A 21,270-nucleotide genomic window follows, 5' to 3' on the forward strand; every position below is an offset into this window, starting at 1 on the left:
GCGAAGATCTTTTTCGCCTCAGCGGTCGCAGCCGCCGTCCTTGTCCGGGCGGAGGTAGGTGTGCGTGGTGTCGGTGATGCCCTTGTAGGCGTAGGGATCTTCGCCCGCCACCAACACGATGTCGCGGTAGTCCCAGTTCGCCGCCGCCGTGCCGGGCGGCACCTTCCAGCACAGCGGGGACTCGGCGCTCATGTAGTGGTGGACCAGCGCCCGGCGGAAGCCGTGCCGGCCGGAGTTGGGCAGCGACCGGTGCAGCAGGTAGCCGTTGAAGATCACCGCCGAGCCGGCCGGGACCTCGACCGGGACGGCGTCCTCGTCGCGGTGGGGGAAGCCGTAGGCCTCGATCGAACAGTCGAAGCGCGGGTCGTCCTGCTCGCGGTCGGGGTAGAGCACGCCGCGCCGGTGCGAACCGGGCAGCACCCACAGGCACCCGTTCTCCACGGTCGCGTCGTCGAGGGCGATCCACACCGCGGTGAGCGAGCGGTCGCGGGTGGGGATGAAGAATTCGTCCTGGTGCCAGGGCTGGCCGGGTTTTCCTTCGGCCTTGACGAACAGCATCGACTGCATGGCCTTGACGTTGGGACCGATCACCCGGGTCAGCACGTCCAGGATCCGGTGGTGCGCCAGTGATCGGCGGATGAGCGCGGAAGTCTTGTGTGGATGGTGCAGGCACAGGTGACGGCGCAGCACCTCGGCGTCGGACTCGCCGTCGGCCGCGCCGGCGATCCCGCGGCACAACCGGACCGCTTCGGCGTTGATCCCCGCCACCTCGTCCGCGGTGAGCGCGTCGTGCAGGATCCCGTACCCGTCCTGGTGGACCTGCCGGATCAGGGCCTGCTCCGGCGACTCGGGCGAGAGGACGGTCATCGGCTGTTCTCCTTGCGGTGAAAGGAAATGTGCGCCACCAGTATCGGGTGGGCGCGCTCGCCCGGCCATGTCCGTGCGCCACCGTTAGCCTGTCTGTTCATGACATCCGCACCGGCCGGGATCCGGGTCCGCAACGGGCCGGCGGTCGCGCACTACCCGCCGGGTGCGACGCTCGGCCCGCGCGTGCTGCCCTGTTTCGAGTTCGTCTGGATGCTCCGCGGCCGGGCCGGCTGGAGCGGTGGTCCGGCCACGCATGCCCTCGAGCCCGGCGTGTTGCTGCTGGCCCGGCCGGGTGTGCCGGAGTCCTACACCTGGGATCCGGACCGCCCGTGCGCGCACGGCTTCGTCACCTTCTACCTCGACGAGCCCGGCGCACTGGGGTCACCGCCGCGGGAGTGGCCTTCGATTCGCCGGTTCACCGCCGGGGATCCAGTGGGCGCGCTGTGCCGCTACCTGCTCCGGCTCGCCGGTACGGACGACGAGCGCGCCCCCGCGCGCATCGCCGACGTCCTGGGGTGGCTGACCGACCTGTTCGTCCACGGCCCCCTGACCGGGGAGGACACGCCGCTGCCCGGGCACCTCGCGCCGCTGGCCGACCACCTCCGCCGGAGCTGGCGCGACGGGCCGGCCCGGCCCCCGGCTCTCGCGGAAATGGCGGCCGCGGCCGGTGTTTCGCCCGGCCATCTGGCCCGGATCTTCCGGCGGCGGTACGGCGCGGGCCCGGTCGGCGCCGTGGAACTGATCCGGCTCGCCCGCGCGGCGATCCTGTTGCAGCGCAGCAACCTCACCGTCAGTGCCATCGCGGAGGCGTGCGGGTTCGTCAACCCGTTCCACTTCTCCCGGCGGTTCCGGGCGACCTACGGGGTGCCGCCGCGCGAGTACCGGGCCGCGCCCCCGGTGGAGCCGCTCGCGCCGATCCGCCGCGCCGGCCTGCTCGACCTGGCGCGGCCCCTCCTCGGCGAAGACGGGTGAGTCTGCCGGGAACGCATCGGCTCGGTCGTTCGTTGCCAGTACCTACGCGACCGTAGCTTACGGGACCGTAGCTTCGCCGGACACCGTGGAAGGACGTGTGCATGACGGTTCCCGACAGCACCAGGTTGATGTACGAGCTCGAGGGGACGGTGGAGGACAACCTCAACCGTCACCTGGCGGCCGCCCAGGAGTGGATGCCGCACGAGTTCGTGCCGTGGAGCGAGGGGCGCAACTTCGCCGACCTCGGGGGGCAGGCGTGGGATCCGGAGCAGTCGCGGGTGTCGCCGGTGGCGCGCACCGCGCTGGAGGTCAATCTGCTGACCGAGGACAACCTGCCCAGCTACCACCGGGAGATCGAGCGCGCGTTCGGCCGGGACGGTGCGTGGGGCACGTGGGTGCACCGGTGGACCGCCGAGGAGGGCCGCCACGGCATCTGCATCCGCGACTACCTGCTGGTGACCCGGGCGGTGGACCCGGTCGAGCTGGAGCGGATGCGCATGGAGACCATGCAGGCCGGCTACGACAGCGGGGACAAGCCGTTGCTGCGGGTCTGCGCCTACGCGTCGTTCCAGGAGCTCGCCACGCGGTTGTCGCACCGCAACACCGGCCGCTACACCCAGGACCCGCTGGCGGAAAAGCTGCTGGCCAGGGTGTCCACGGACGAGAACCTGCACATGGTCTTCTACCGCAACCTGGTGAAGGCGGCGCTGGAGATCGAGCCGGACGCGACGATGCGGGCGATCACCGACGAGGTCCTCGACTTCGCGATGCCGGGCGCGGTGATCCCGAGCTTCACGCGCAAGGCCGCCCTGATCGCCAAGGCGGGCATCTACGACCTGCGCATCCACCACGACGACGTGGTGATGCCGTTGCTGCGGTACTGGAAGGTCTTCGAGCTGGAAGGCCTGGGCCAGGTCGGCGAGACAGCCCGCGAGGAGCTCGCCGGCTTCCTCAAGACGCTCGACGCGCAGGCAGCACGCTTCGAGGACCGTCGAGCAGCCGCCCTCGCCCGCGACGCCGCGCGGGAGCGCTCGCTGAGCTGACCCCGCCGAGTCAGTGGGCGAGGGCGCGGCGGAAGAAGGCGGTACGGGTCTCGAACGAGGCGCGGGCCACGGCCGCCTGCGTCGCCGACATCGCTGTAGGAGCGCGGCAGCCTGGACAGGTCGGTCGCCCGCGCCGGCGTCGCGTAGCAGGAGACGTCGGCGGTGCCGCGTCGTGCGCCGAGCGACGCCGTCCACCCCCGGATCACCGACACGCGGCGGTAGCGGGGGAGAAGGGCACCGCGCGTCGCTCGGCGGCCATTGCGATCCGGCAGAGGGTCAGGGTCGTACTCGCGCGGGCATAACCGGCGCTGCTGAGGGGGTTGTACCCGAGCCGGCGCTCAAGCCAGTCGATGCGCTGGCGCATGGTGGAGTGGTGCAGGTGCTGCAGGCGGGCGACCTCGCGGACGCTGGTGTGGCTCAGCACCGCCTCGAGGGTCGCGACGACCCATGGTCGCTGCTCTTGGAGCTCCCTGAGCCGGCGGACATCGGGTGCTCGTGCGGCGGTGTCCGCGTCGACGCTCTCCACGATCGTCGCGACGCTCCCGAGCTGCTGGTAGTGCACGTGTGCGGGACGACCGCTGGTGAGATCGACCGCGATGCGCAGCGCGGTGCGTGCGTGCTCGCAGCCGCGGTGGACTTCGGCGGCTTCGCAGGTGTCGATGCCGGCCGCGATGTCGTCGGGAATCAGGCGCGACGCCGTCGATGCGGGGAACAGGTGGATCCGGTGCCGGTCGAGGACGAGCCCCGGTGGCATGCCCCGTGAATCGGCCGCATGGGTGGCCACGACCGTGACCGTGGCCCCCAGGCCGAGGCGGCGCAGCGCGTTCTCCCGGTCGGCGGGTGCGGCGTCCGGATCGCAGGCGATCCGCGTCGCGGCCGCGACCGGGGAGGTTTCGCGGGTCTTCTTGACCGCGTGCAGGCTGCGGGCGAATCGCTCGAGAATCAGGTGGTCCAGGACCCACGGCGGACCGTCTCGATCCAGCCAGACGGTGATCTCCTCGTAGTGCCGTATCTGCCGGGCCCGGCTTCCGGCGTCGAGGTCGGCGATGGGTCGGCCCGCGGCGTCGACGCCGAGGCGCAGGCCGCGTTCCGGATCCTCCAGCCCGACCCGGCACTCCGCCAGTGCCGCCGCCGCCCGCAACAGGGCCATCGCCGAGGACCGCTGATCGACCAGCGTGTCGAAATGCTCGATCACCCGCAGGGCTGCCGCCGCGCCGCCGTCGATCGTAGAGAGTTTGACTATCCACTCGCGCACGAACGAACTCCTCGATCCTCCGGCGTGGCCGCCGGGTGCACGACCTCGGCGTCCGGGACTTCGGGTGACGCGGCCGCGGCGGGGAACAGGCCCGCGACGGCGGCGACGATCGCGGCGCGGCGCGCAGTGTACGAAGGGTCGCGAACCTGCCCCTCGGCCAGTTCGACCAGGCCCGGCTGCCAGGCCCAGGCCTGTGCGATCTGGTTGACGACGACCATGATGTCGATCGGGTCCCACGACGGATCGAGATGACCGGCCGCCTGCGCCTGCCGCAGCTGCTCGATGCCGTCGCGGACCGTCCGGCGCACGGACTCCTGGAAGGGGTCGCCGGGGGCCTGGGAGACGCCGATGTCCAGCAGTCCCCAGTGCAACAGCCGCAGGTGGTCGGGGCGGGCCATGAAGTAGTCGTGCACGCGGCCGGCGTAGCCGGGCAGGTCGGTCGCGTCCATGTGCGTGGCTTCGGTCATCGCGGCCAGCTCGCGTTCGGCGACGACGTGGTAGAGCTGCTGCTTGCTGCGAAAGTGCGCGTACAGCCGTTCCTTGCTGGTCTTCGCGCTGCGGGCGATCCGCTCGATGCGCGCCCCCGCGACCCCGTACTGGGCGAACTCGTCGGCGGCGGCGGCGAGGATGCGCTCGCGAGTGGTGTCCGGCCCGGAGGAAGTGCTCACGGTCACACTGTACCAAACCAAACGGTTTGGTGTGGTCACGTGTCATGCCCCAGGTCGCCGTGGGGGGCGACCTGGGGCATGAGGGAGCGACGTACCGTCGTTACGTCGCCTCGCCGGCGATCTTGTCGCCCGCGATTTCGCGGTGAATCACAGACGCACGATGGTCCGGCCCCGGACGGCGCCGGCGAGAATGCGAGACGTCACCTCCGGGATTTCGTCCAGGCCGATTTCCTGCGAGATGCTCTCCGCCAGGCTCTTCGGCTTGAGATCGGTGCCGAGGCGCCGCCAGACCGTGGCGCGCACGTTCTCCGGGCACATGACCGAGTCGATGCCCAGCAGGCTCACCCCGCGCACGATGAACGGCACCACGGTCGTGGTCAGGGCCAGACCGCCGGTGAGGCCGCAGCTGGCGACAGTGCCGCCGTAGCGTGTGGTGCGCAGCAGGTACGCCAGCGTGTCGCCGCCGACCGGGTCGATGCCGGCGGCCCACCGCTCAGCCTCGACAGGAGCGGGGCTCGCCGCGGAGACGTCCTCGCGACCGAGGAGCTGCGTCGCGCCCAGCCCGCGCAGGTAGTCGTGCTCCTCGGCCTTGCCGGTGCTGGCGGCGACCTCGTAGCCGAGCCCGGCGAGCATGTTCACCGCCGTGCTGCCCACGCCGCCGGTCGCGCCGGTGACCAGTACCGGACCGTCGCCGGGCCGCAGGCCGTTGTCTTCCAGCCGCTGGATCGACAGGGCGGCGGTGAACCCCGCGGTGCCCAGCGCCATGGCTTCCTTCGCGGTCAGCCCCTCGGGAAGCGGCTCGAGCCAGTCGGCCGACACGCGCGCGTACTCCGCGTAACCGCCGAAGTGGTCGGTACCCAGTCCGCGGCCGATCGCGACCACTTCCTGGCCGGCCGTGAAGCGGGGATCGTCCGACTCCGCCACGGTGCCGGCGATGTCGATGCCCGGGACCATCGGGTACGCGGTGACCACCGGGCTTTCTGGGAGGCAGGCGAGGCCGTCCTTGTAGTTGACGCTCGAGTAGCGCACGCGCACCGTGACGTTGCCCGCGGGTAGGTCGTCGAGCGTGAGCTGCTGGACGCCGGCGCTGAACCCCGCGTCGCTCTTGTTGACGACGAATGCGTTGAAGGACTTGGACATGACACCTTCCTGGGTCGGGAACTCCGCGACGTCCGGCACGGTCGCCGAGCCGGCGATCGGAACCGACTAGATAGATTGATCTAAAGCACGGTAGTGGGGGTTCGCCGCGTCCGTCAACGGGTGGCAGGGCGGTGCCGCCGGGGCTGGACAGCGGCTCTGGCCGGCCGGGTGCCTATCCGGTCGCGACGGGAACGGTGTGACCGGGGGTGGCGCGATCGAGCACGAGCGCGGCGATGCGGGACCGGTGTTCCTCGGCGGTGCCCAGCAGGGCGGCGTCGGTGACCGCGCGCTTGAAGTACAGGTGCGCCGGGTGCTCCCAGGTGAAGCCGATGCCGCCGTGCACCTGGATGGTGTCGCCGGCGATGCGGGTGAAGACGGCCGAGCAGGTCGCCTGCGCGATCGACACCGCGAGCTCACGGTCGTCGGTGCCGTCCTGGAGTGCCCAGGCGCCGTGGTAGGCGGCGGATCGGGCGTGCTCCTGCTCGACGAGCATGTCGGCGAGCCGGTGCTTCACGGCCTGGAACGACCCGATGGGGCGCCCGAACTGCAGGCGCTGCTTGGCGTAGGAGACGCTCAGGTCGAGCAGGTGCTGGGCGCCGCCGACCTGCTCGGCGGCCAGCAGCACACCGGCGGTACCCAGCGCGTGCTCACAGACCCGGGCCGTCTCGTCCGGGCCGGCGAGCAACCGGGCCGGCGTGCCGGTGAACCGGACGGTGGCCTGCGGCCGGGTTCGATCCATTGTGGACAGCACCGCACGTTCCACTCCGGAACCGGCGGCGTCGACGACGAACAGCGACACCCCGTCCGGGCCGTTCGCGGCGACGAGCAGGTCGTCCGCCGCGCCGGCGTCCACCACCCGCTCGACGGTGCCGGAGACCGCCCACCTCCCGCCCGAGCCGGTGGCCCGCACGGTGACGGCGGAGGTGGCGAAACGCCCGCCCTGGTCCGGAACAGCGAATGCGGCGGTCCGCGCGCCCGCGACGAGCGGGCCCAGCGTCTCGGCGCGCACCGCGGTGTCCGGTGCGGCCACCAGAGCCGGGATGGACAGCGCGAAGGTGCCGAAGACCGGGCCGCAGTACAGCGCGGCGCCCAGCTCCTCGGCCACGATCGCGGCCTCGACCAGGCCGCCGCCCGAGCCGCCGAGTTCCTCCGGGACTGCCAGCCCGAGCACACCCAGCTCGGAACCCAGTCGCGCCCAGGTCTTGTCGTCGAACGCGGGCGTGGACTCCATCAGCCGTCGAACGGTCGCCTCGTCGGAGTGCTCGGCGCAGAAGCCGCGCACCGCGGCACGCAGCTCGTGCTGCTCGGGTGTGAAGGCGAATCGCTCGCTCTCAGTGGGGTTCGGGTCAGCCACGGGGCACCTCACGCCAGGGTCGTCCGGAGTCGGCACGCAGGTCGCCGGGCAGGCCCAGAATCCGCTCGCCGAGGATGTTCCGCAGCACCTCGGAGGTGCCGCCTTCGATCGTGTTGGCGCGCGAACGGAGGAACCGCTGTTGCACCGGCCCGGGTTCGGTCTCGCCGACGTCGCGCATCGTGTAGTCACCGTAGAGCAGCCCCTCCGGGCCGAGCAGATCCATGCAGAACTCGTAGACCTGCTTGTTGAGCTCGGCGCCGACGAGCTTGCCGATCGAGCCTTCGGGGCCGGGCCCGCGCACGGAGGCGGTGGCGCGGGCGCGTTCGGCGGTCAGCCGTTGCACCTCCGAGCGCAACCAGAGCTGGGCGAGGCGGTCGCGCAGCACCGGGGTGTGGCGGTCCGGCCGCTGCGCCCACAGCGCGACGGCGTCGGCGATCGTGCCGTCCCCGCGGCGGATGCCACTCGCGCCGATCGAGCTGCGCTCGTTCATCAGCGTCGTCATGGCCACCTGCCAGCCCGCCCCGGCCGCGCCCAGCCGGTGCGCGTCCGGAATCCGCACGTCGGTGAGGTAGACCTCGTTGAATTCGGCCTGGCCGGTCAGCTGGCGCAGCGGCCGGGTTTCCACGCCCGGGGCGTGCATGTCGACGACGAAGTAGCTGAGGCCCTGGTGTTTCGGCACGTCCGGATCGGTGCGGGCGAGCAGCAGCGCCCAGCGGGCGCGGTGGGCCAGGGTGGTCCACACCTTCTGCCCGTTGACCACCCAATCGTCGCCGTCGCGGACCGCCGAGGTCGCGAGGCCGGCCAGATCGGAGCCGGCGCCAGGCTCGGAGAACAGCTGGCACCAGATGTGCTCGTTGGTCGCCAGTGGACGCAACCACGCGCGCTTGAGCTCGTCGGACTGAGCGTGTTCCTGCACGGTGGGCGCGGCCATGCCGTAGCCGATGGGGTTGAGGCTGAACGGATTGGGGGCGCCGGCCGCCTGGAAGATCGCGTCCGCGACGGCTTGGAGACCGCGCGGGACGCCGAGGCCGCCCTGGCCCTCGGGAAAGTGGACCCAGGACAGCCCGGCGTCGAAGCAGGCTCCGAAGAACTCGGTCAGCGGCACGGATCGGGGATCGTGGTCCCGCACGACCTGTTGCGCGGCGCCGGACACCCGGGCTCGTTGGTCATCGATGGTCAACTGTGGCTCCAGTGATCGCGCTCGCTCCTAGATAGAGCGATCTAGTGGAGCGTAAATCAGCGTGGTCACCCAGTCAACGATCCCGCGGTTGGTACCCCTCGCTCACCGCTCCAGGGCCCGGCGGATGAATTCGTCCCGCACCGCGCGGGAGGCCTGCGAGATCGCCGGCTGGCTGATGCCGATGTCGAAGCCGTGGAACCCGCCGCCCCACACGTGCAGGTCCACGTTCACCCCGGCCTGGCTCAGGCGCTGGGCGTAGTCGATCGCTTCGTCGCGGAAACCCTCGACCGATCCGACGTCGATGAAGGTGCGGGGCAATCCGGCCAGGTTCTCCGCCCGGGCGGGCGCGGCGTACGGGCTGACGTCGTCGGTGCCGCGACGGTCACCGAGCAGTGCGGTCCAGGCCCACAGGTTCTCGTTGCGATCCCACAGGCCTTCCCGGTCGAGCATCTGTGCGCTGTGGGTCCGCAGGCGATCGTCGAGCATCGGACAGCCGAGGATCTGGTGGCTCAAGGCCGGGAAGCCGCGGTCGCGCGCCAGCAACGCCACACCCGCGGCGAGGTTGCCGCCACCGCTGAACCCGATGGCGATGATGTGGCCGGGGTCGATCCGCAACAGGTCCGCGTTCTCGGCTGCCCAGCACAGGCCCGCGTAGCAGTCCTCGACCGGCGCCGGATGGGGGTGTTCGGGGGCGAGCCGGTATTCGATCGACGCCACGACCGCACTGCCGCCAGCGACGTAGGGCACCATCTCCGAGAGCGCGCTGTGCCGGGTGCCGGCGACGATGCCGCCGCCGTGGATGTAGTGCAGCAGCGGCCACGGCCCCGATCCGGCCGCCGGCGTCAGGACTGTCAGCTCGAGCTCTCCGGCGGGGCCCGGGATCGTCCGTTCGTCGACTCGCACTGCGCCGCCGGCCGTCAGATCGGGCCTGGGCTGACCGGGGATGCCGTTGGCCGTCACCTCTCGAACCCGGTCGAGGGTTTCGTCGGTGAGCTACGGGACGAGTGAATGGACTGCCTGCAACACCGGGACCAGTTCGGCGTCGAACGGTGGCCGGGCCGGGGTGCTGCGGGTCGAGGGTTCTGTCTGTGTCATGGCCCCAGTTCAATGCGGCGGCGGCATGCGACCGTAGCCACCAAACACCCACATCCGCCCGGGAGGTACCCGCCACATGGCGGTCCGCGCCCGGACCCGCGACCGTTGACGTGATGGGTGCCCGGCTCTACGGTAGATAGATCAATCTAATTCCGGATTGGTCCCGGGTTTCCCGAGCGGAGGGTCCACCGAAACGATGATCGCCTTCGAGCCGATGACCGCCGATTCCGGCACGCTGCGCCGGGCATTCGGATGTTTCCCGTCCGGGGTCACCGCGGTGTGCGCGCTGGTCGACGGCGAACCGGTCGGCATGGCAGCCAGTTCGTTCACCTCGGTGTCGGTCGAGCCTCCACTGGTCTCGGTGTGCTTCCAGACGTCCTCGTCCACGTGGCCGCGCCTGAGGGACCGGCCCCGGCTGGGAATCAGCGTGCTCGCCGAGGGGCACGACGAGATCTGCCTGAGCCTGGCCCGCACCACCGCCGACCGCTTCGCCGATGTCGCCTGGGACAGCTCCGCCGCCGGCGGGGTGTTCGTGCACGGGGCCACCGCGTGGCTGGACTGTTCGCTGTACGCCGAGGTCCCCGCGGGCGATCACACCCTGGTCCTGCTCGAAATCCACGGCCTGCGGGCCGATCCCGAGGCCGCGCCGCTGGTCTTCCACGGCAGCCGGTTCCGCCGGCTCGCCGCCATCTGACCCGGCTCGGCCTGCCGGCTGCGACGCGTCGCAGCCGGCAGGCCGAGCGTGGAGTCAGAAGATGGTGTACCCGCCGTCGATCACGATCTCGTCGCCGGTCTGGAACCCGCCGACCCCGCCGGCCAGGTACACCGCCAGCCGCGCGAAGTCATCCGGTCGCCCCCAGCGGCGATGGGGCATCCGCTTCATCACGTTCTGCTCGAACGCGGGGTTGTGCATCTCCCGGGAGATCAGCGGTGTCTCCGTCCAGCCCACGACCAGCGAGTGTGCGTTGATCCCATAGCGCGCCAGCTCCACCGCGCATCCCCGGATGATCGCGGTCAAGCCGGCCTTGCTGGCCGCATAGGCCTGGCCGCGCGGTGTGCCGTGGACCGAGGAGACGCTGGATGTGCCCACGAGCACGCCGCCGCCACCACGCTCCACCATGTGCCTGGCCGCGGTGCGCAGGGTCACGAACGCGCCCTCGAGGTTCACCCTGGTGGCCGCACGGAAATCCGCGAGGCTCGTCTCGACGAAGGCGAGGTCGGGGGCGCGCGTGCCGGCGTTGGCGAAGCAGGAGTCGACCCGGCCGAAGTAGTCGAGTGTTTCGGCGAAGCTCGCTGCCACAGCGTCCTCGTCGCCCACGTCGCAGCGGATCGCCCGCACCCGCGTGCCGTGCTTGGCGAGTTCCTCGACGGCGGCCTCGTTACGTTCGGCGTTGGTGCCCCAGATGCAGACGTCGGCGCCGCAGCCGGCGAGTCCGTGCGCCATCCCCAGCCCGATCCCGGAGTTGCCCCCGGTGATCAGCGCGACGTGGCCGGTGAGATCGAAAAGCGAGGTCATGCACGTTCCTCCGAGATTTCTTCGCCGGAAGGCGATTGATAGATCAATCTAATCCCACTATATTCCCCTCGGGTGAACACCTTCCAGCGGATAGCGAAGACCATGAACGCGGCGGTCGTCCCCCTGCTCAACACGCCGGTGGTCGGCCGCCGGTTGTCGAAGTCGGTAGCGGTGATCTCCTACACCGGTCGCCGCTCGGGCAAGACGTTCCGCACTCCCGTCAACTACGTGCGGCAGGGCGACACCCTCACCATCCGCGTTGTGATGCCGCACCGGAAGACCTGGTGGCGCAACTTCTACCCGGAACCTGGCCCCATCGCCGTCGCCATCGGCGACGTCGAACGCGCGGGTACCGCCGTCGCCCGGCGCGACGAGCGGGGCGGTGTGCGTGTGCAGGTCGCCCTGGCTACCTGAGATCGGTCCGCGTCCCGGCGGTTCCCGTGCCGGCAAGGGTTGACGGGGACCGGGAACTATGCCTAGTCTGACGCAACTAGATCAATCTATCTAGCTCACCGGTGAGCGGGCCGGCTTTCAGCGGCATCGTGATGTGCGGCCGGTGGGCGCGAGGCCAGCGGAGGCGAATCATGGCCATCAAACGCGTAGGGCACGTGGTGCTGAAAATGCGGGACCTGGAGGCGGCCAAGAGGTTCTACGCCGGGGTCCTCGGCATGAAGATCTCGTCGGAGTCCGACATCGCGGTCTTCTTCCGCTTCGCCGACTACCACCACGACATCGGCGTGTTCAAGGTCGCCGAGGACGCTGAGCCGCCGAAGGAGGCTCAGGTCGGGCTGTTGCACTTCGCCCTGGTGGTCGGGAGCCAGGAGGAACTCGTGCAGATGCACGAGCACCTGAAGAGCCAGGGCGTCAAGATCGAGGCGATGTACGACCACGGCATGACGCGGAGCCTGTACATCTTCGACCCCGAGGGCAACGCCATCGAAATCTACTGCGAGGTGCCGGAGTACGACTGGCACACCAACGACGACTTCGTCGGCTACCTCAAGCCGATCGACGTCGAGGCCCTGACCCACTGAACCCTACCGTTCCACCGACTTCCGAGAGGCTGCAATGAAGCTGCTTGCGCACGATGTCGACAGTCACGAGATGATCCCGAGCCACCTGCTCGAAGACGTTCTGGGTCAACCCGGCCGGATCATGGCGAAGGTGTTCGAATCCGCCGACCGGCTGCGTCCGGATCCCACGGACACGAACATGCACCAGCCGGACGTCGCGGGCGACACGAAGGAGATCGACCCCGAAGGCATCTGGAAGATCAAGGGACCGTCGGCTCCGAGCGCCATCGACCTGGGGCGGCGAGCCGAGGTCCTGGATGTGATGGGCATCGATCGCCAGCTGGTCTTCCCGACCACGGCCATCGCGGCGATGATCATCGGCGAGATGACGGACCTGGCCTACGAAATGCGGTTCGGCGGCGACCAGTCGGTGTTCGAGGGCGTGTCCAGGCCCGATTTCGCGAAGAGCTACGTGCGGTCGTACAACGACTGGGTCAAGGCCAACGCGGTCCTGGCCGACGGGCGGATCCGGCTGGTCGGGATCCTCAACACCAGCCCGGACGTGAACGAGATGATCGCCACGGCGAAGGATCTGGTCGACGCCGGAGTCCGCGCGGTGTACCTGCAGGCGGATGTCCCGCCGGGGGGAGTTTCGCCGGCGCACTCGGCCCTCGACCCGCTGTGGGGGCTGCTCGAGGCCAACGACGTCGCGGTCACGCTCCACATCGGAACCGAATTCGCGTTCCTGGACCCGGGCTGGATGATCGCGGAAACCTTCCAGGACCTCTTCCAGTCCCCGGAGATCCCGAACACCAACATCCAGCTGTTCTCGACGGTCCACATGGCCATCGACAACTACCTGTCCGCCATGGTGCTCGGCGGCGTCTTCGAGCGTTTCCCCCGCCTGCGCGTGGGGCTGTTCGAAGTCGGTGCGCACTGGGTCGGCAACGCCGCCCGCCGGATGAACATGTACATCGACGTGTTCCCCGGGGCGGCCGCTGCCAAGTTCCCGCTGAAGCCTTCCGAGTACATCGCGCGGAACGTGCGGGTGTCGCCGTTCAACTTCGAGCCGGTCGATCGCTACTTCCGCGACGACCCCGATCTGTCCGACGTGTTCTGCTATTCGACCGACTACCCGCACGTCGAGGGCACCAAGGACTCGATGCGGAACATGCGCGCGAAGGTCGAGCCGCTGGGTGAGGAGATCACGACGAAGTTCTTCCGGACGAACGCCGAGTGGCTGCTGCCGTGATCCAGCAGGCGGGCGCCGGGTGGCGCCCGCCCACCGGCCCGGTCACCGACCGGGACGTCCCGCACACCCGAGGAGCAGCACGTGGCTACTGCCGTGACACCCGGCGCCGCAGCCTCCATTCCCCACCTCGGCCCGCTCGGGATCTGGTCCTACCAGCTCGACGTGCGGCCGATGGCCGAGGCCCAGAAAGCCGCCGCCGAGCTCGATGAGCTGGGATTCGGTGCGCTGTGGGTGCCCGAGGCGGTGGCTCGCGAGCCGTTCGCCAATGTCGCGCTCCTGTTGTCGGCCACCGACCGCCTGACGGTGGCCACGGGTATCGCCAGTCTGCACGCCCGCACCGCGATGACGATGAACGCCGGCTGGCGCACCGTGAGCGAGGCCTTTCCGGGCCGATTCCTGCTGGGCGTCGGGGTGAGCCATCAGCCCTTGGTCGAGGCGAACCACCAGGGCCGGTACGGGGCCAAACCGTTCAGCACCATGGTCGGCTACCTCGACCGGATGGACGCCGCGACCTTCTGGGGCGCGGCCTCGCCGGTCGCGCCCCAGCGGGTGCTAGCCGCGCTCGGGCCGCGGATGCTGCGGCTGGCCGCCGCACGGGGCGTGGGGGCGCACACCTACTTCGTGCCGGTCGAGCACACCGCCGTCGCCCGTGCGGCGATGGGACCCGGCGCGCTGCTCGCCCCTGCGCAGACCGTCGTGCTGGAAGCCGATGCGACCACGGCGCGCGCGATGGCCCGGCGGTTCATGCGGCGCTACCTCGCATTGCCGAACTACACGAACAACCTGCGCCGATTGGGCTGGGGTGACGACGATCTGGACGGCCAGGGCAGCGACCGGCTGGTCGACGCCCTCGTCGCCTGGGGTTCGCTCGACCGGATCGCCGCCCGGGTGCAGGCGCACCTCGACGCGGGCGCCGACCACGTGTGCGTGCAGGTGCTCACCGCGGATCCGCAGACCCTGCCCCTCGCGGAGTGGCGCGAACTGGCCTCGATCACCCCGTCACTGCGCACCCGACCGTCCACATGAAACCCGTCCCCGCACCGAACGGACAGCTCTCCATGCCGCACACCGCTGCTTCCCGCTACCTCACCGCGCTCGCCGAACAGGGTGTCGAGTGGTTCTTCGTCAACGCGGGCACCGACTTCGCGCCGATCGTCGAGGCCTACGCCGACAACGAGCAGGCCGGCGGGCCGACGCTGCCGACGCCCGTGCTGTGCGCCCACGAAAACCTCGCCGGCGGAATGGCGCACGGCGCCGCTCTCGTCACCGGACGGCCGCAGGCGCTCATGCTGCACGTCAACGTGGGTACGGGCAATGCGGTGTGCGCCGTGGCGAACGCGGCGCGGGACCGCGTCCCGCTGCTGGTCACCGCCGGTCGCTCACCGATCCTCGAGTTCGGCGCCGTGGGCGCCCGTGACCTGCCGATCCACTGGTCGCAGGAGATGTTCGACCAGGCGAGCATGGTGCGCGAGTTCGTCAAGTGGGACTACGAGCTGCGTGATCCGCGGCAGGTCGAGGCCGTGGTCGATCGCGCCCTGAGCGTGGCCACGGCCCACCCGCGCGGGCCGGTGTACCTCTCGCTTCCTCGTGAGGTTCTCGCGGAGACGGCGGACGAACCGCCGCAGGTGCAGTCGCCCACGCCGGTCCCCGCCACGCTGCAGCCCGACCCGGCCGCGATCGACACGCTCGCCGACCGGCTCGCCGCGGCGCGGTTCCCGGTGATCGTGGCCGCGGCGGCCGGCGCCGAGACCGAGTCGGTCGGTGTGCTCGCCGATCTGTCCACCCGGTTCGCGATCGCAGTCGCCGACCCGTGGGCCCGCTACCTGAACATCCCGGTGGACCATCCGCACCGCCTCGGATCCGATGTGACCGCGGTCCTCGAGCGGGCCGATGTCGTGGTGTTCCTCGAGTGCGACGTCCCGTGGATCCAGGCGCGCACGGCGCCGGCCGCGGACTGCTTCGTCGCCCAGGTCGGTGTCGACCCGCTGTTCACCAGTTATCCGATGCGTTCACACCGGTCGGATCTCACCATCAGTGCGACGCCGACCGCGTTCCTGGAGAGGTTGACCGAGGCGCTGGAGGCCCGCGCCGACGGCATCGACGCGGGCCGGGCCGAGCCGATCCGGGCTCTCGCCGCGGCGAACCGCGACGCCGCCGAGGGTCTGCGGCAGGCCGAGCTGGCCCGCGGCGACGACGAAGTGATCAGCATGGCCGCCATCTCCGCCGCGCTCGGCGATCTGCTCGACGACGACGACATCGTGTTCAACGAGTACGTCTCCTACCCGGAGCTGCTGGGCCGCACCAAGCCGGGCACGTACTACTTCCTGCCCGCCTCGGGTGGTCTGGGCTGGGGCCTTCCCGCCGCGCTGGGCGCCAAGTACGCGGCGCGGGACCGCACCGTGGTCGCCACCCTCGGCGACGGCGCCTACCTGTTCGCCAATCCGGCGGCCTGCCACCACGCGGCCGCCAAACACGACCTGCCGGTGCTGACGATCGTCGCCAACAACAGCAACTGGACCGCGGTCGACTCGGCGACCTACCTCGTCTACCCCGACGGCACCGCGGCCACCACCGGTGAGGACCGCTTCTCCAACCTCGCGCCCTCGCCGGACCTCGCCGCGTACTGCATCGCCTCCGGCGGTCACGGCGCGACGGTGCACCGGCGCAGTGAGCTCGCGGGCGCGATCAAGGAGGCGCTGCGGGTCGTGCGTGACGAGGGACGTCAGGCGCTGCTCGACATCCGCTGCAAATGACCCGGTCGCCGACCTGATGGAGATCTGATGCGCTACAACCACGCCGAGCTGTTCGCCGGTGTCGCCGCGGCGGCACCCGAGCGCGACTGCATCGTGTTCCGGGAAAAGCGGCTCACGTATCGAGCCGTGGCCGAACGAGTCAACCGCCTGGCGAACCTCCTCCTGTCGCGGGGGATCACGGTCCACCGGCCGCGCGCCGAGCTGCGACCGTGGGAGTCCGGTCAGGACCACGTCGCGCTGTACCTGCTCAACGGCAACGAATACCTCGAAGGGATGCTGGGGGCCGCGGCGGCCCGCGCGGCATCGCTGAACGTGAACTACCGGTACGTCGAGGCCGAGCTGGCCTACCTGCTCGACGATTCCACCCCGCGCGCGATCATCTATCACGCCCGCTTCGCGCCGACACTCGCCGCCGTACTCGGCTCGCTGCGCACTCCGCCGGATCTGCTGCTGCAGGTGGCCGACGAATCCGGCAACGCGTTGCTTCCCGGCGCCCTCGACTACGAGGAGGCGCTGGCGGCCTCCAGCGCCGCGGCGCCCCCCACGGCCCCGGATCCCGACGACCTCTACATGGTCTACACCGGCGGCACGACCGGGATGCCGAAGGGGACGCTCTGGGCGCAGGCGGACATCCTCGAAAGCGCGTTGGCCGCTTTCCTGCCGGAGGGCTTCTTCGATGCGGCGTCGCTGGCCGCGGGCGTCGAACTGGCCGTGGCGAGCGATCGCCGAGTGGTGCTGCCGTTGCCGCCGTTGATGCACGCCGCGGCTCAGTGGATCGCCCTGGCCGGTGTGCTCAGCGGCGGCACCGTGGTCTTCCCCGACGTCGTGGACCGGCTCGATCCCGCCGCGGTGTGGCGGGTGATCGACCGCGAAGGCGTGCAGCTGATGAATCTCGTCGGCAATTCGTTCGCGACCCCGCTGTGCGATGAGTTCGAGCGAGGCGGCTACCACGGGCGTTCGCTGCAATTGGTCGGCACCGGTGGCGCTGTCGCCAGTGCCTCGGTCAAGGACCGCATTCTGCGGCTGCTGCCGCACGTCGCCATCGTGGATGTCGCCGGTTCCTCGGAGACCGGTTCCCAGCTGTCGAACGTGAGTACCAGCGCGGAGCCGGCGGTTTCGGGGGTCTTCGCCCCGGCTGCCGGTACCTGCGTCGTTGCCGGGGACCGGCGGCGGATCCTCGAGCCGGGTGATCCGGAGACCGGGTGGCTGGGCCGGTACGGCGCCATCCCCTTCGGGTACCTCGGTGATCGCGAGAAGACCGAGCGCACCTTCCCGGTGATCGAGGGACGCCGCATCGCGCTGCCCGGCGACCGGGCGCGGCACCGGGCCGACGGAAGCATCGAACTCCTCGGTCGCGACTCGGTGACCATCAACTCCGGCGGGGAGAAGATCTTCGCCGAGGAGGTCGAGGAGGCGCTGATCGTCCACCCCGCCGTCGCGGACGTGATCGTCGTGGGCCGGCCGAGCGAGCGCTGGGGGAACGAGGTCGTCGCGGTCGTGGCGCTGGCTCCCGGATCCGACCCGACCGACGCGGAGCTGCTCGCCGACGCGGCTCAGCGGCTCGCCCGCTTCAAACTGCCGAAAGCCATCATCCGGGTGGACTCGGTGGTCCGCAGCCCCGCGGGCAAGGCCGACTACCGGTGGGCCCGCGAGCTCGCCACCCAGGAGCTGTCCGCACAGAAGGAACTGATCCCATGACCACCACCACCGAACCGATCGTCGACGTCACGCCCGAGGAACTGCGGCGCCTCCTCGACGCCCAGCGCGCCGCACACGCCCGCGATCCGATCCCGGACGCGGCGACGCGGCGCGATCGCATCGACCGCCTGGTCGCCGCCGTCCTGGAGCACCGGGACGAACTCGCCGAGGCGCTCGACGCCGACTACGGCGGCCGCCCGGTGACCACCTCGCTGGAGGTCGACATCCTGGGCGCCCTGCAGAGCATCGCCCACACCCGCGAGCACCTCGAATCGTGGATGGCCCCCACCGAGGTGCCCGCGGCGATGGGCGGCGCCATCCCGGCCTTCGTCCAGAACCGCCCCAAGGGTGTGGTCGGCGTGATCGGCCCCTGGAACTTCCCGCTGGTGCTCGTCTTCCTGCCGGCCGTGGAGGCGCTGGCGGCGGGCAACCGGGTGATGATCAAGTTCTCGGACATGACGCCGCGTACCGGTGCGGTGTTCGCCAGGGCGGTCGCCACGCGGATGAGTCCCGAAGAGGTCGTGGTCGTCACCGGCGGGTTGCAGACCGCCGCCGCCTTTTCTTCGCTGCGGTTCGATCACCTCTTCTTCACCGGCTCGCCGAAGGTGGGCCGCCTCGTCGCGGCGGCCGCCGGCCGGAACCTGGTGCCGGTGACGCTCGAGCTGGGCGGCAAGAACCCGGCGATCGTCGCGCCCGACGCGGACGTCGCCGAGGCAGCGGCCCGGATCGCCGCCGCGCGCCTGTTCAACAACGGGCAAGTGTGCCTGTCGCCGGACTACGCCTTCGTTCCCGAATCGAGCCGGGACGTGTTCGTCGACGCCTACCGCGCGGCGGTGCTGACGCACTTCCCGACCTTCGCCGACAACCCCGATGTCGTGTCGATCATCAACGACGCGAACTACGCCCGCGTGACCGGGCTGGTCGAGGACGCGAAGTCCCGGGGCGCGACGGAGGTGGTGATCGTGCCGGAGGAGGAAAAGGGCCGGGTCCCCGACCCGGACTCGCGCCGGGTGCCGCCGACGCTGCTGCTCGACACCCCGGCCGAGGCCGAGATCAACGCCGAGGAGATCTTCGGTCCGGTGCTGGTGGTGCACACCTACTCCGACGTCGACGAAGCCATCGCCTACGTCGCGGCCGGCGAGCATCCGCTGGCGTCCTACTGGTACGGCGGGGACACCGATGACTTCCAGCGGTTCCTGGTCAAGACCACCTCCGGTGGTGTCTCCCGCAACGACTTCGGTCTGGCCTACGGCAACGACGCCCTGCCCTTCGGCGGCGTCGGGATGAGCGGTTCCGGCGCCTACCACGGCAAGGCCGGATTCGACACGTTCTCCCACCAGCGTCCCGTCGCCTCCCACGACCTGCCGAGCGGGCTGGCCGGCGCGCTCGTCCCGCCGCTGGCACCCGAACGGGTCGAGGCTGTCGCCGCGGCGGCCGCGGCGGCCGCGGCCGAGGTCACCGCCCGGCTGCGCGGCTCCAACGGACACGGGCGGCCATGACCGGGTTCGACACCATCCGCTACGAGCGGCCGGCCGAGAAGGTCGCCCGGATCGTGCTCGATCGCCCCGAGGCGCGGAACGCCCAGAGCATGCGCATGCTCTACGAGCTCAACGACGCGTTCGACCTCGCCGCGCAGGACGATTCGATCAGCGTGATCATCCTCGCGGCCGAGGGCCCGCACTTCTCGGCCGGCCACGATCTGCGCGAAACCGATGCCCTGCGGGTGGTGACCGACCACCGGCGGATCGGCACCTGGTGCGGATTCGGTTGCGCGGGCGCCGAATCGCAGATGGCGGTCGAGAAGGAGATGTACCTCGGGTTGTCCGAACGGTGGCGCAACCTCCCGAAGCCGACCATCGCGGCCGTTCAGGGCAAGGTCATCGCCGGTGGCCTCATGCTGGTGTGGCCCTGCGATCTGATCGTCGCCGCCGAGGACGCGCTGTTCCAGGACAACACCGTGGCGATGGGGGTGTCCGGAGCCGAGTTCTTCAACCACCCGTTCGAGGTGGGGGTGCGGAAGGCGAAGGAAATGCTGTTCACGGCGGACTTCCTCACCGCCGCGGAGGTGCACCGGCTCGGCATGGTCAACCACGTCGTGCCGGGTGATGAGCTGGAGTCGTTCACGCTGCGGCTGGCCACGCGGATCGCGGAGAAGCCGCTGTTCGCGCTGAAGCTGGCGAAGGAAGCGGTCAACGTCGCCCAGGACAACCAGGGCCGCGCCACCGCGATGCAGACGTCGTTCGCCTATCACCAGTTGTGCCACAGCCACAACCAGCAGGTCCACGGTTCGCTGATCGACCCGGGCTTCCTGCGGGCGACGTTCGGGAAGGGACAGAAATGAAAGCGGCGTTGTTCTACGGCAAGGAGGACATCCGGATCGAGGAGGTGGGTGAACCCAGCCCCGGCCCCGGCCAGGTGAAGCTGCGCAACGCCTACTCCGGCATCTGCGGCTCCGACCTGCACTTCTACTACTTCCCCGAGGCCTTGCCGTGGGACGTCACCCAGGCCCATCCGCTGTCCGGCGCCACCTTGCCCCAGGTGCTGGGGCACGAGTTCGCCGGCACGGTCGTCGAGGTCGGTCCCGGGGTGACCGAGGTGCAGGTCGGCGATCGTGCCGCGGTGTTCCCGCTCGCCGTCTCCTGTGGACAATGCGCGGCGTGCCGGCGTGGCCTGCCGTTCTCCTGCCCGATGATGGGCTCGATCGGCGCGAGTGCGCCTGGCGGCGGGTTGTCGGAGTACACCACGGTGAGCGCGTCAGCGCTGCACCTGCTTCCCGAGAACGTCGACCTGCGCATGGGCGCGCTCGTGGAGCCGATGGCGGTCGGCTGGCACGCCGTGGCGCGCAGCGGTGTCGAGGCCGGCGGGACGGCGCTGGTCGCCGGCGCGGGACCGATCGGCATCGGCGCTTGGTTCGCGTTGCGGGCACGCGGCGTGGAGAAGGTGCTCGTGTCCGAGCCGAGTGCCGACCGCCGCGCGATCATCGCCGCGCTCGGGGCGACCGTCGTCGACCCGGTCGGCCAGGACCTCGCTGCCGCGGTCGCCGACCTCACCGACGGCGCCGGGGTGGATGTCGCCGTGGAGGCCGCCGGCGCCGGCCCTGCGATCACCTCGGCACTCGCCGCGCTGACCCCCGGTGGCCGGGTCGTGGTCGTCTCCCTGCACGAGCACCCGATGGAGTTCCAGCCCACCCAGCTCATGATGGGCGAGACCGAGATCGTGGGCGCCGTCGGATACCGGCCCGAGGAATTCGACGCCGTCATCGCCGCGATGGCGGATGGTGTTTACGACACCACCGGCTGGGTCGAGGAGATTCCGTTGTCCGGCGTTGTGGACGCCATTCATGCGCTGCGCAAAGGGACCGGCGCCAAAGTGCTGATCCGGGCGTCCTGACTCGCGAAGCAATTCGCACGAAAGGACCGCGGGCGCTGATCAGAAATTGACGAATGGGTGTCCGCCTCCATTGT

The 21,270-nt window shown here is 70.4% G+C and carries 20 protein-coding genes; 12 read left to right on the top strand and 8 right to left on the bottom strand.

Going from position 1 to position 21,270, the window contains the following annotated elements:
• Window positions 1-18: 18 nt before the first annotated feature.
• Window positions 19-867 (bottom strand): phytanoyl-CoA dioxygenase family protein, encoded by an 849-nt coding sequence (locus tag IE290_RS03150; RefSeq protein ID WP_191242966.1) that lies wholly within the window; start codon window positions 865-867, stop codon window positions 19-21.
• A 99-nt stretch (window positions 868-966) separates the two neighbouring features.
• Here IE290_RS03150 and IE290_RS03155 point away from each other — a divergent pair, with 99 nt between their 5' ends.
• Window positions 967-1,839, top strand: a complete 873-nt coding sequence (locus IE290_RS03155) for a helix-turn-helix transcriptional regulator (protein WP_191242967.1) — start codon at window positions 967-969, stop codon at window positions 1,837-1,839.
• A gap of 101 nt (window positions 1,840-1,940) precedes the next feature.
• Window positions 1,941-2,882: an acyl-ACP desaturase gene (locus tag IE290_RS03160; RefSeq protein ID WP_191242968.1), complete on the top strand. Its 942-nt coding sequence runs from the start codon at window positions 1,941-1,943 to the stop codon at window positions 2,880-2,882.
• Between the two features lie 202 nt (window positions 2,883-3,084).
• Here IE290_RS03160 and IE290_RS03165 read toward each other — a convergent pair whose 3' ends face one another.
• The 6 genes from IE290_RS03165 to IE290_RS03190 form a co-directional block, all read right to left on the bottom strand.
• On the bottom strand, window positions 3,085-4,137 hold the full coding sequence (locus IE290_RS03165) for a helix-turn-helix domain-containing protein (protein ID WP_191242969.1): 1,053 nt from the start codon (window positions 4,135-4,137) through the stop codon (window positions 3,085-3,087).
• Complete coding sequence (locus tag IE290_RS03170; RefSeq protein ID WP_191242970.1) at window positions 4,122-4,805, bottom strand: TetR family transcriptional regulator; 684 nt, start codon at window positions 4,803-4,805, stop codon at window positions 4,122-4,124. The genes IE290_RS03165 and IE290_RS03170 overlap by 16 nt, the downstream gene beginning before the upstream one ends.
• Window positions 4,806-4,952: 147 nt before the next feature.
• Window positions 4,953-5,945 carry an oxidoreductase gene (locus tag IE290_RS03175; protein WP_191242971.1) on the bottom strand — a complete coding sequence of 331 codons (993 nt, stop codon included), beginning with the start codon at window positions 5,943-5,945 and terminating at the stop codon, window positions 4,953-4,955.
• A 172-nt stretch (window positions 5,946-6,117) separates the two neighbouring features.
• Window positions 6,118-7,299 carry an acyl-CoA dehydrogenase family protein gene (locus IE290_RS03180; RefSeq protein ID WP_191242972.1) on the bottom strand — a complete coding sequence of 394 codons (1,182 nt, stop codon included), beginning with the start codon at window positions 7,297-7,299 and terminating at the stop codon, window positions 6,118-6,120.
• Entirely contained in the window at window positions 7,292-8,479 is a 1,188-nt protein-coding gene (locus IE290_RS03185; protein WP_191242973.1) for an acyl-CoA dehydrogenase family protein, read from the bottom strand. The genes IE290_RS03180 and IE290_RS03185 overlap by 8 nt, the downstream gene beginning before the upstream one ends.
• 102 nt (window positions 8,480-8,581) lie before the next feature.
• Window positions 8,582-9,382: an alpha/beta hydrolase gene (locus IE290_RS03190; protein ID WP_229874082.1), complete on the bottom strand. Its 801-nt coding sequence runs from the start codon at window positions 9,380-9,382 to the stop codon at window positions 8,582-8,584.
• Window positions 9,383-9,770: 388 nt separating this feature from the next.
• Here IE290_RS03190 and IE290_RS03195 point away from each other — a divergent pair, with 388 nt between their 5' ends.
• On the top strand, window positions 9,771-10,268 hold the full coding sequence (locus tag IE290_RS03195; protein ID WP_191242974.1) for a flavin reductase family protein: 498 nt from the start codon (window positions 9,771-9,773) through the stop codon (window positions 10,266-10,268).
• Between the two features lie 54 nt (window positions 10,269-10,322).
• Here the strand turns inward: IE290_RS03195 and IE290_RS03200 are convergent, their stop codons facing one another.
• A complete protein-coding gene (locus tag IE290_RS03200; protein ID WP_191242975.1) occupies window positions 10,323-11,090 on the bottom strand; it encodes an SDR family NAD(P)-dependent oxidoreductase in 768 nt (255 codons plus the stop codon).
• A gap of 72 nt (window positions 11,091-11,162) precedes the next feature.
• Between IE290_RS03200 and IE290_RS03205 the strand changes: the two genes are divergently transcribed.
• From IE290_RS03205 to IE290_RS03245, 9 genes are all read left to right on the top strand, one after another.
• Window positions 11,163-11,504, top strand: a complete 342-nt coding sequence (locus IE290_RS03205) for a nitroreductase/quinone reductase family protein (RefSeq protein ID WP_191242976.1) — start codon at window positions 11,163-11,165, stop codon at window positions 11,502-11,504.
• A gap of 170 nt (window positions 11,505-11,674) precedes the next feature.
• Entirely contained in the window at window positions 11,675-12,124 is a 450-nt protein-coding gene (locus IE290_RS03210) for a VOC family protein (RefSeq protein WP_191242977.1), read from the top strand.
• 70 nt (window positions 12,125-12,194) lie between these two features.
• A complete protein-coding gene (locus IE290_RS03215) occupies window positions 12,195-13,355 on the top strand; it encodes an amidohydrolase family protein (protein WP_191242978.1) in 1,161 nt (386 codons plus the stop codon).
• A gap of 81 nt (window positions 13,356-13,436) precedes the next feature.
• Window positions 13,437-14,381, top strand: coding sequence for a TIGR03620 family F420-dependent LLM class oxidoreductase (locus tag IE290_RS03220; protein ID WP_229874083.1), 945 nt, complete (start codon window positions 13,437-13,439; stop codon window positions 14,379-14,381).
• Between the two features lie 32 nt (window positions 14,382-14,413).
• Complete coding sequence (locus IE290_RS03225; protein WP_191242979.1) at window positions 14,414-16,108, top strand: thiamine pyrophosphate-requiring protein; 1,695 nt, start codon at window positions 14,414-14,416, stop codon at window positions 16,106-16,108.
• Window positions 16,109-16,135: 27 nt separating this feature from the next.
• Window positions 16,136-17,806: an AMP-binding protein gene (locus IE290_RS03230; RefSeq protein WP_191242980.1), complete on the top strand. Its 1,671-nt coding sequence runs from the start codon at window positions 16,136-16,138 to the stop codon at window positions 17,804-17,806.
• Window positions 17,803-19,305 carry an aldehyde dehydrogenase family protein gene (locus IE290_RS03235; protein ID WP_191242981.1) on the top strand — a complete coding sequence of 501 codons (1,503 nt, stop codon included), beginning with the start codon at window positions 17,803-17,805 and terminating at the stop codon, window positions 19,303-19,305. Before IE290_RS03230 ends, IE290_RS03235 begins: the two co-directional genes overlap by 4 nt.
• Window positions 19,302-20,147, top strand: coding sequence for an enoyl-CoA hydratase (locus tag IE290_RS03240; protein ID WP_191242982.1), 846 nt, complete (start codon window positions 19,302-19,304; stop codon window positions 20,145-20,147). The genes IE290_RS03235 and IE290_RS03240 overlap by 4 nt, the downstream gene beginning before the upstream one ends.
• Window positions 20,144-21,196: a 2,3-butanediol dehydrogenase gene (locus tag IE290_RS03245; protein WP_191242983.1), complete on the top strand. Its 1,053-nt coding sequence runs from the start codon at window positions 20,144-20,146 to the stop codon at window positions 21,194-21,196. Before IE290_RS03240 ends, IE290_RS03245 begins: the two co-directional genes overlap by 4 nt.
• The last annotated feature ends 74 nt before the right edge of the window (window positions 21,197-21,270 follow it).

Source organism: Amycolatopsis deserti, from assembly GCF_014653945.1.
In the GTDB taxonomy this organism is placed as follows: Bacteria; Actinomycetota; Actinomycetes; order Mycobacteriales; family Pseudonocardiaceae; genus Amycolatopsis_E; species Amycolatopsis_E deserti.

Coding starts and splice junctions, on each gene's coding strand:
- IE290_RS03150 (WP_191242966.1), bottom strand. CDS start 867: ATGACCGTCCTCTCGCCCGAGTCGCCGGAGCAGGCCCTGATCCGGCAG.
- IE290_RS03155 (WP_191242967.1), top strand. CDS start 967: ATGACATCCGCACCGGCCGGGATCCGGGTCCGCAACGGGCCGGCGGTC.
- IE290_RS03160 (WP_191242968.1), top strand. CDS start 1,941: ATGACGGTTCCCGACAGCACCAGGTTGATGTACGAGCTCGAGGGGACG.
- IE290_RS03175 (WP_191242971.1), bottom strand. CDS start 5,945: ATGTCCAAGTCCTTCAACGCATTCGTCGTCAACAAGAGCGACGCGGGG.
- IE290_RS03195 (WP_191242974.1), top strand. CDS start 9,771: ATGATCGCCTTCGAGCCGATGACCGCCGATTCCGGCACGCTGCGCCGG.
- IE290_RS03200 (WP_191242975.1), bottom strand. CDS start 11,090: ATGACCTCGCTTTTCGATCTCACCGGCCACGTCGCGCTGATCACCGGG.
- IE290_RS03210 (WP_191242977.1), top strand. CDS start 11,675: ATGGCCATCAAACGCGTAGGGCACGTGGTGCTGAAAATGCGGGACCTG.
- IE290_RS03215 (WP_191242978.1), top strand. CDS start 12,195: ATGATCCCGAGCCACCTGCTCGAAGACGTTCTGGGTCAACCCGGCCGG.
- IE290_RS03225 (WP_191242979.1), top strand. CDS start 14,414: ATGCCGCACACCGCTGCTTCCCGCTACCTCACCGCGCTCGCCGAACAG.
- IE290_RS03230 (WP_191242980.1), top strand. CDS start 16,136: ATGCGCTACAACCACGCCGAGCTGTTCGCCGGTGTCGCCGCGGCGGCA.
- IE290_RS03235 (WP_191242981.1), top strand. CDS start 17,803: ATGACCACCACCACCGAACCGATCGTCGACGTCACGCCCGAGGAACTG.
- IE290_RS03240 (WP_191242982.1), top strand. CDS start 19,302: ATGACCGGGTTCGACACCATCCGCTACGAGCGGCCGGCCGAGAAGGTC.
- IE290_RS03245 (WP_191242983.1), top strand. CDS start 20,144: ATGAAAGCGGCGTTGTTCTACGGCAAGGAGGACATCCGGATCGAGGAG.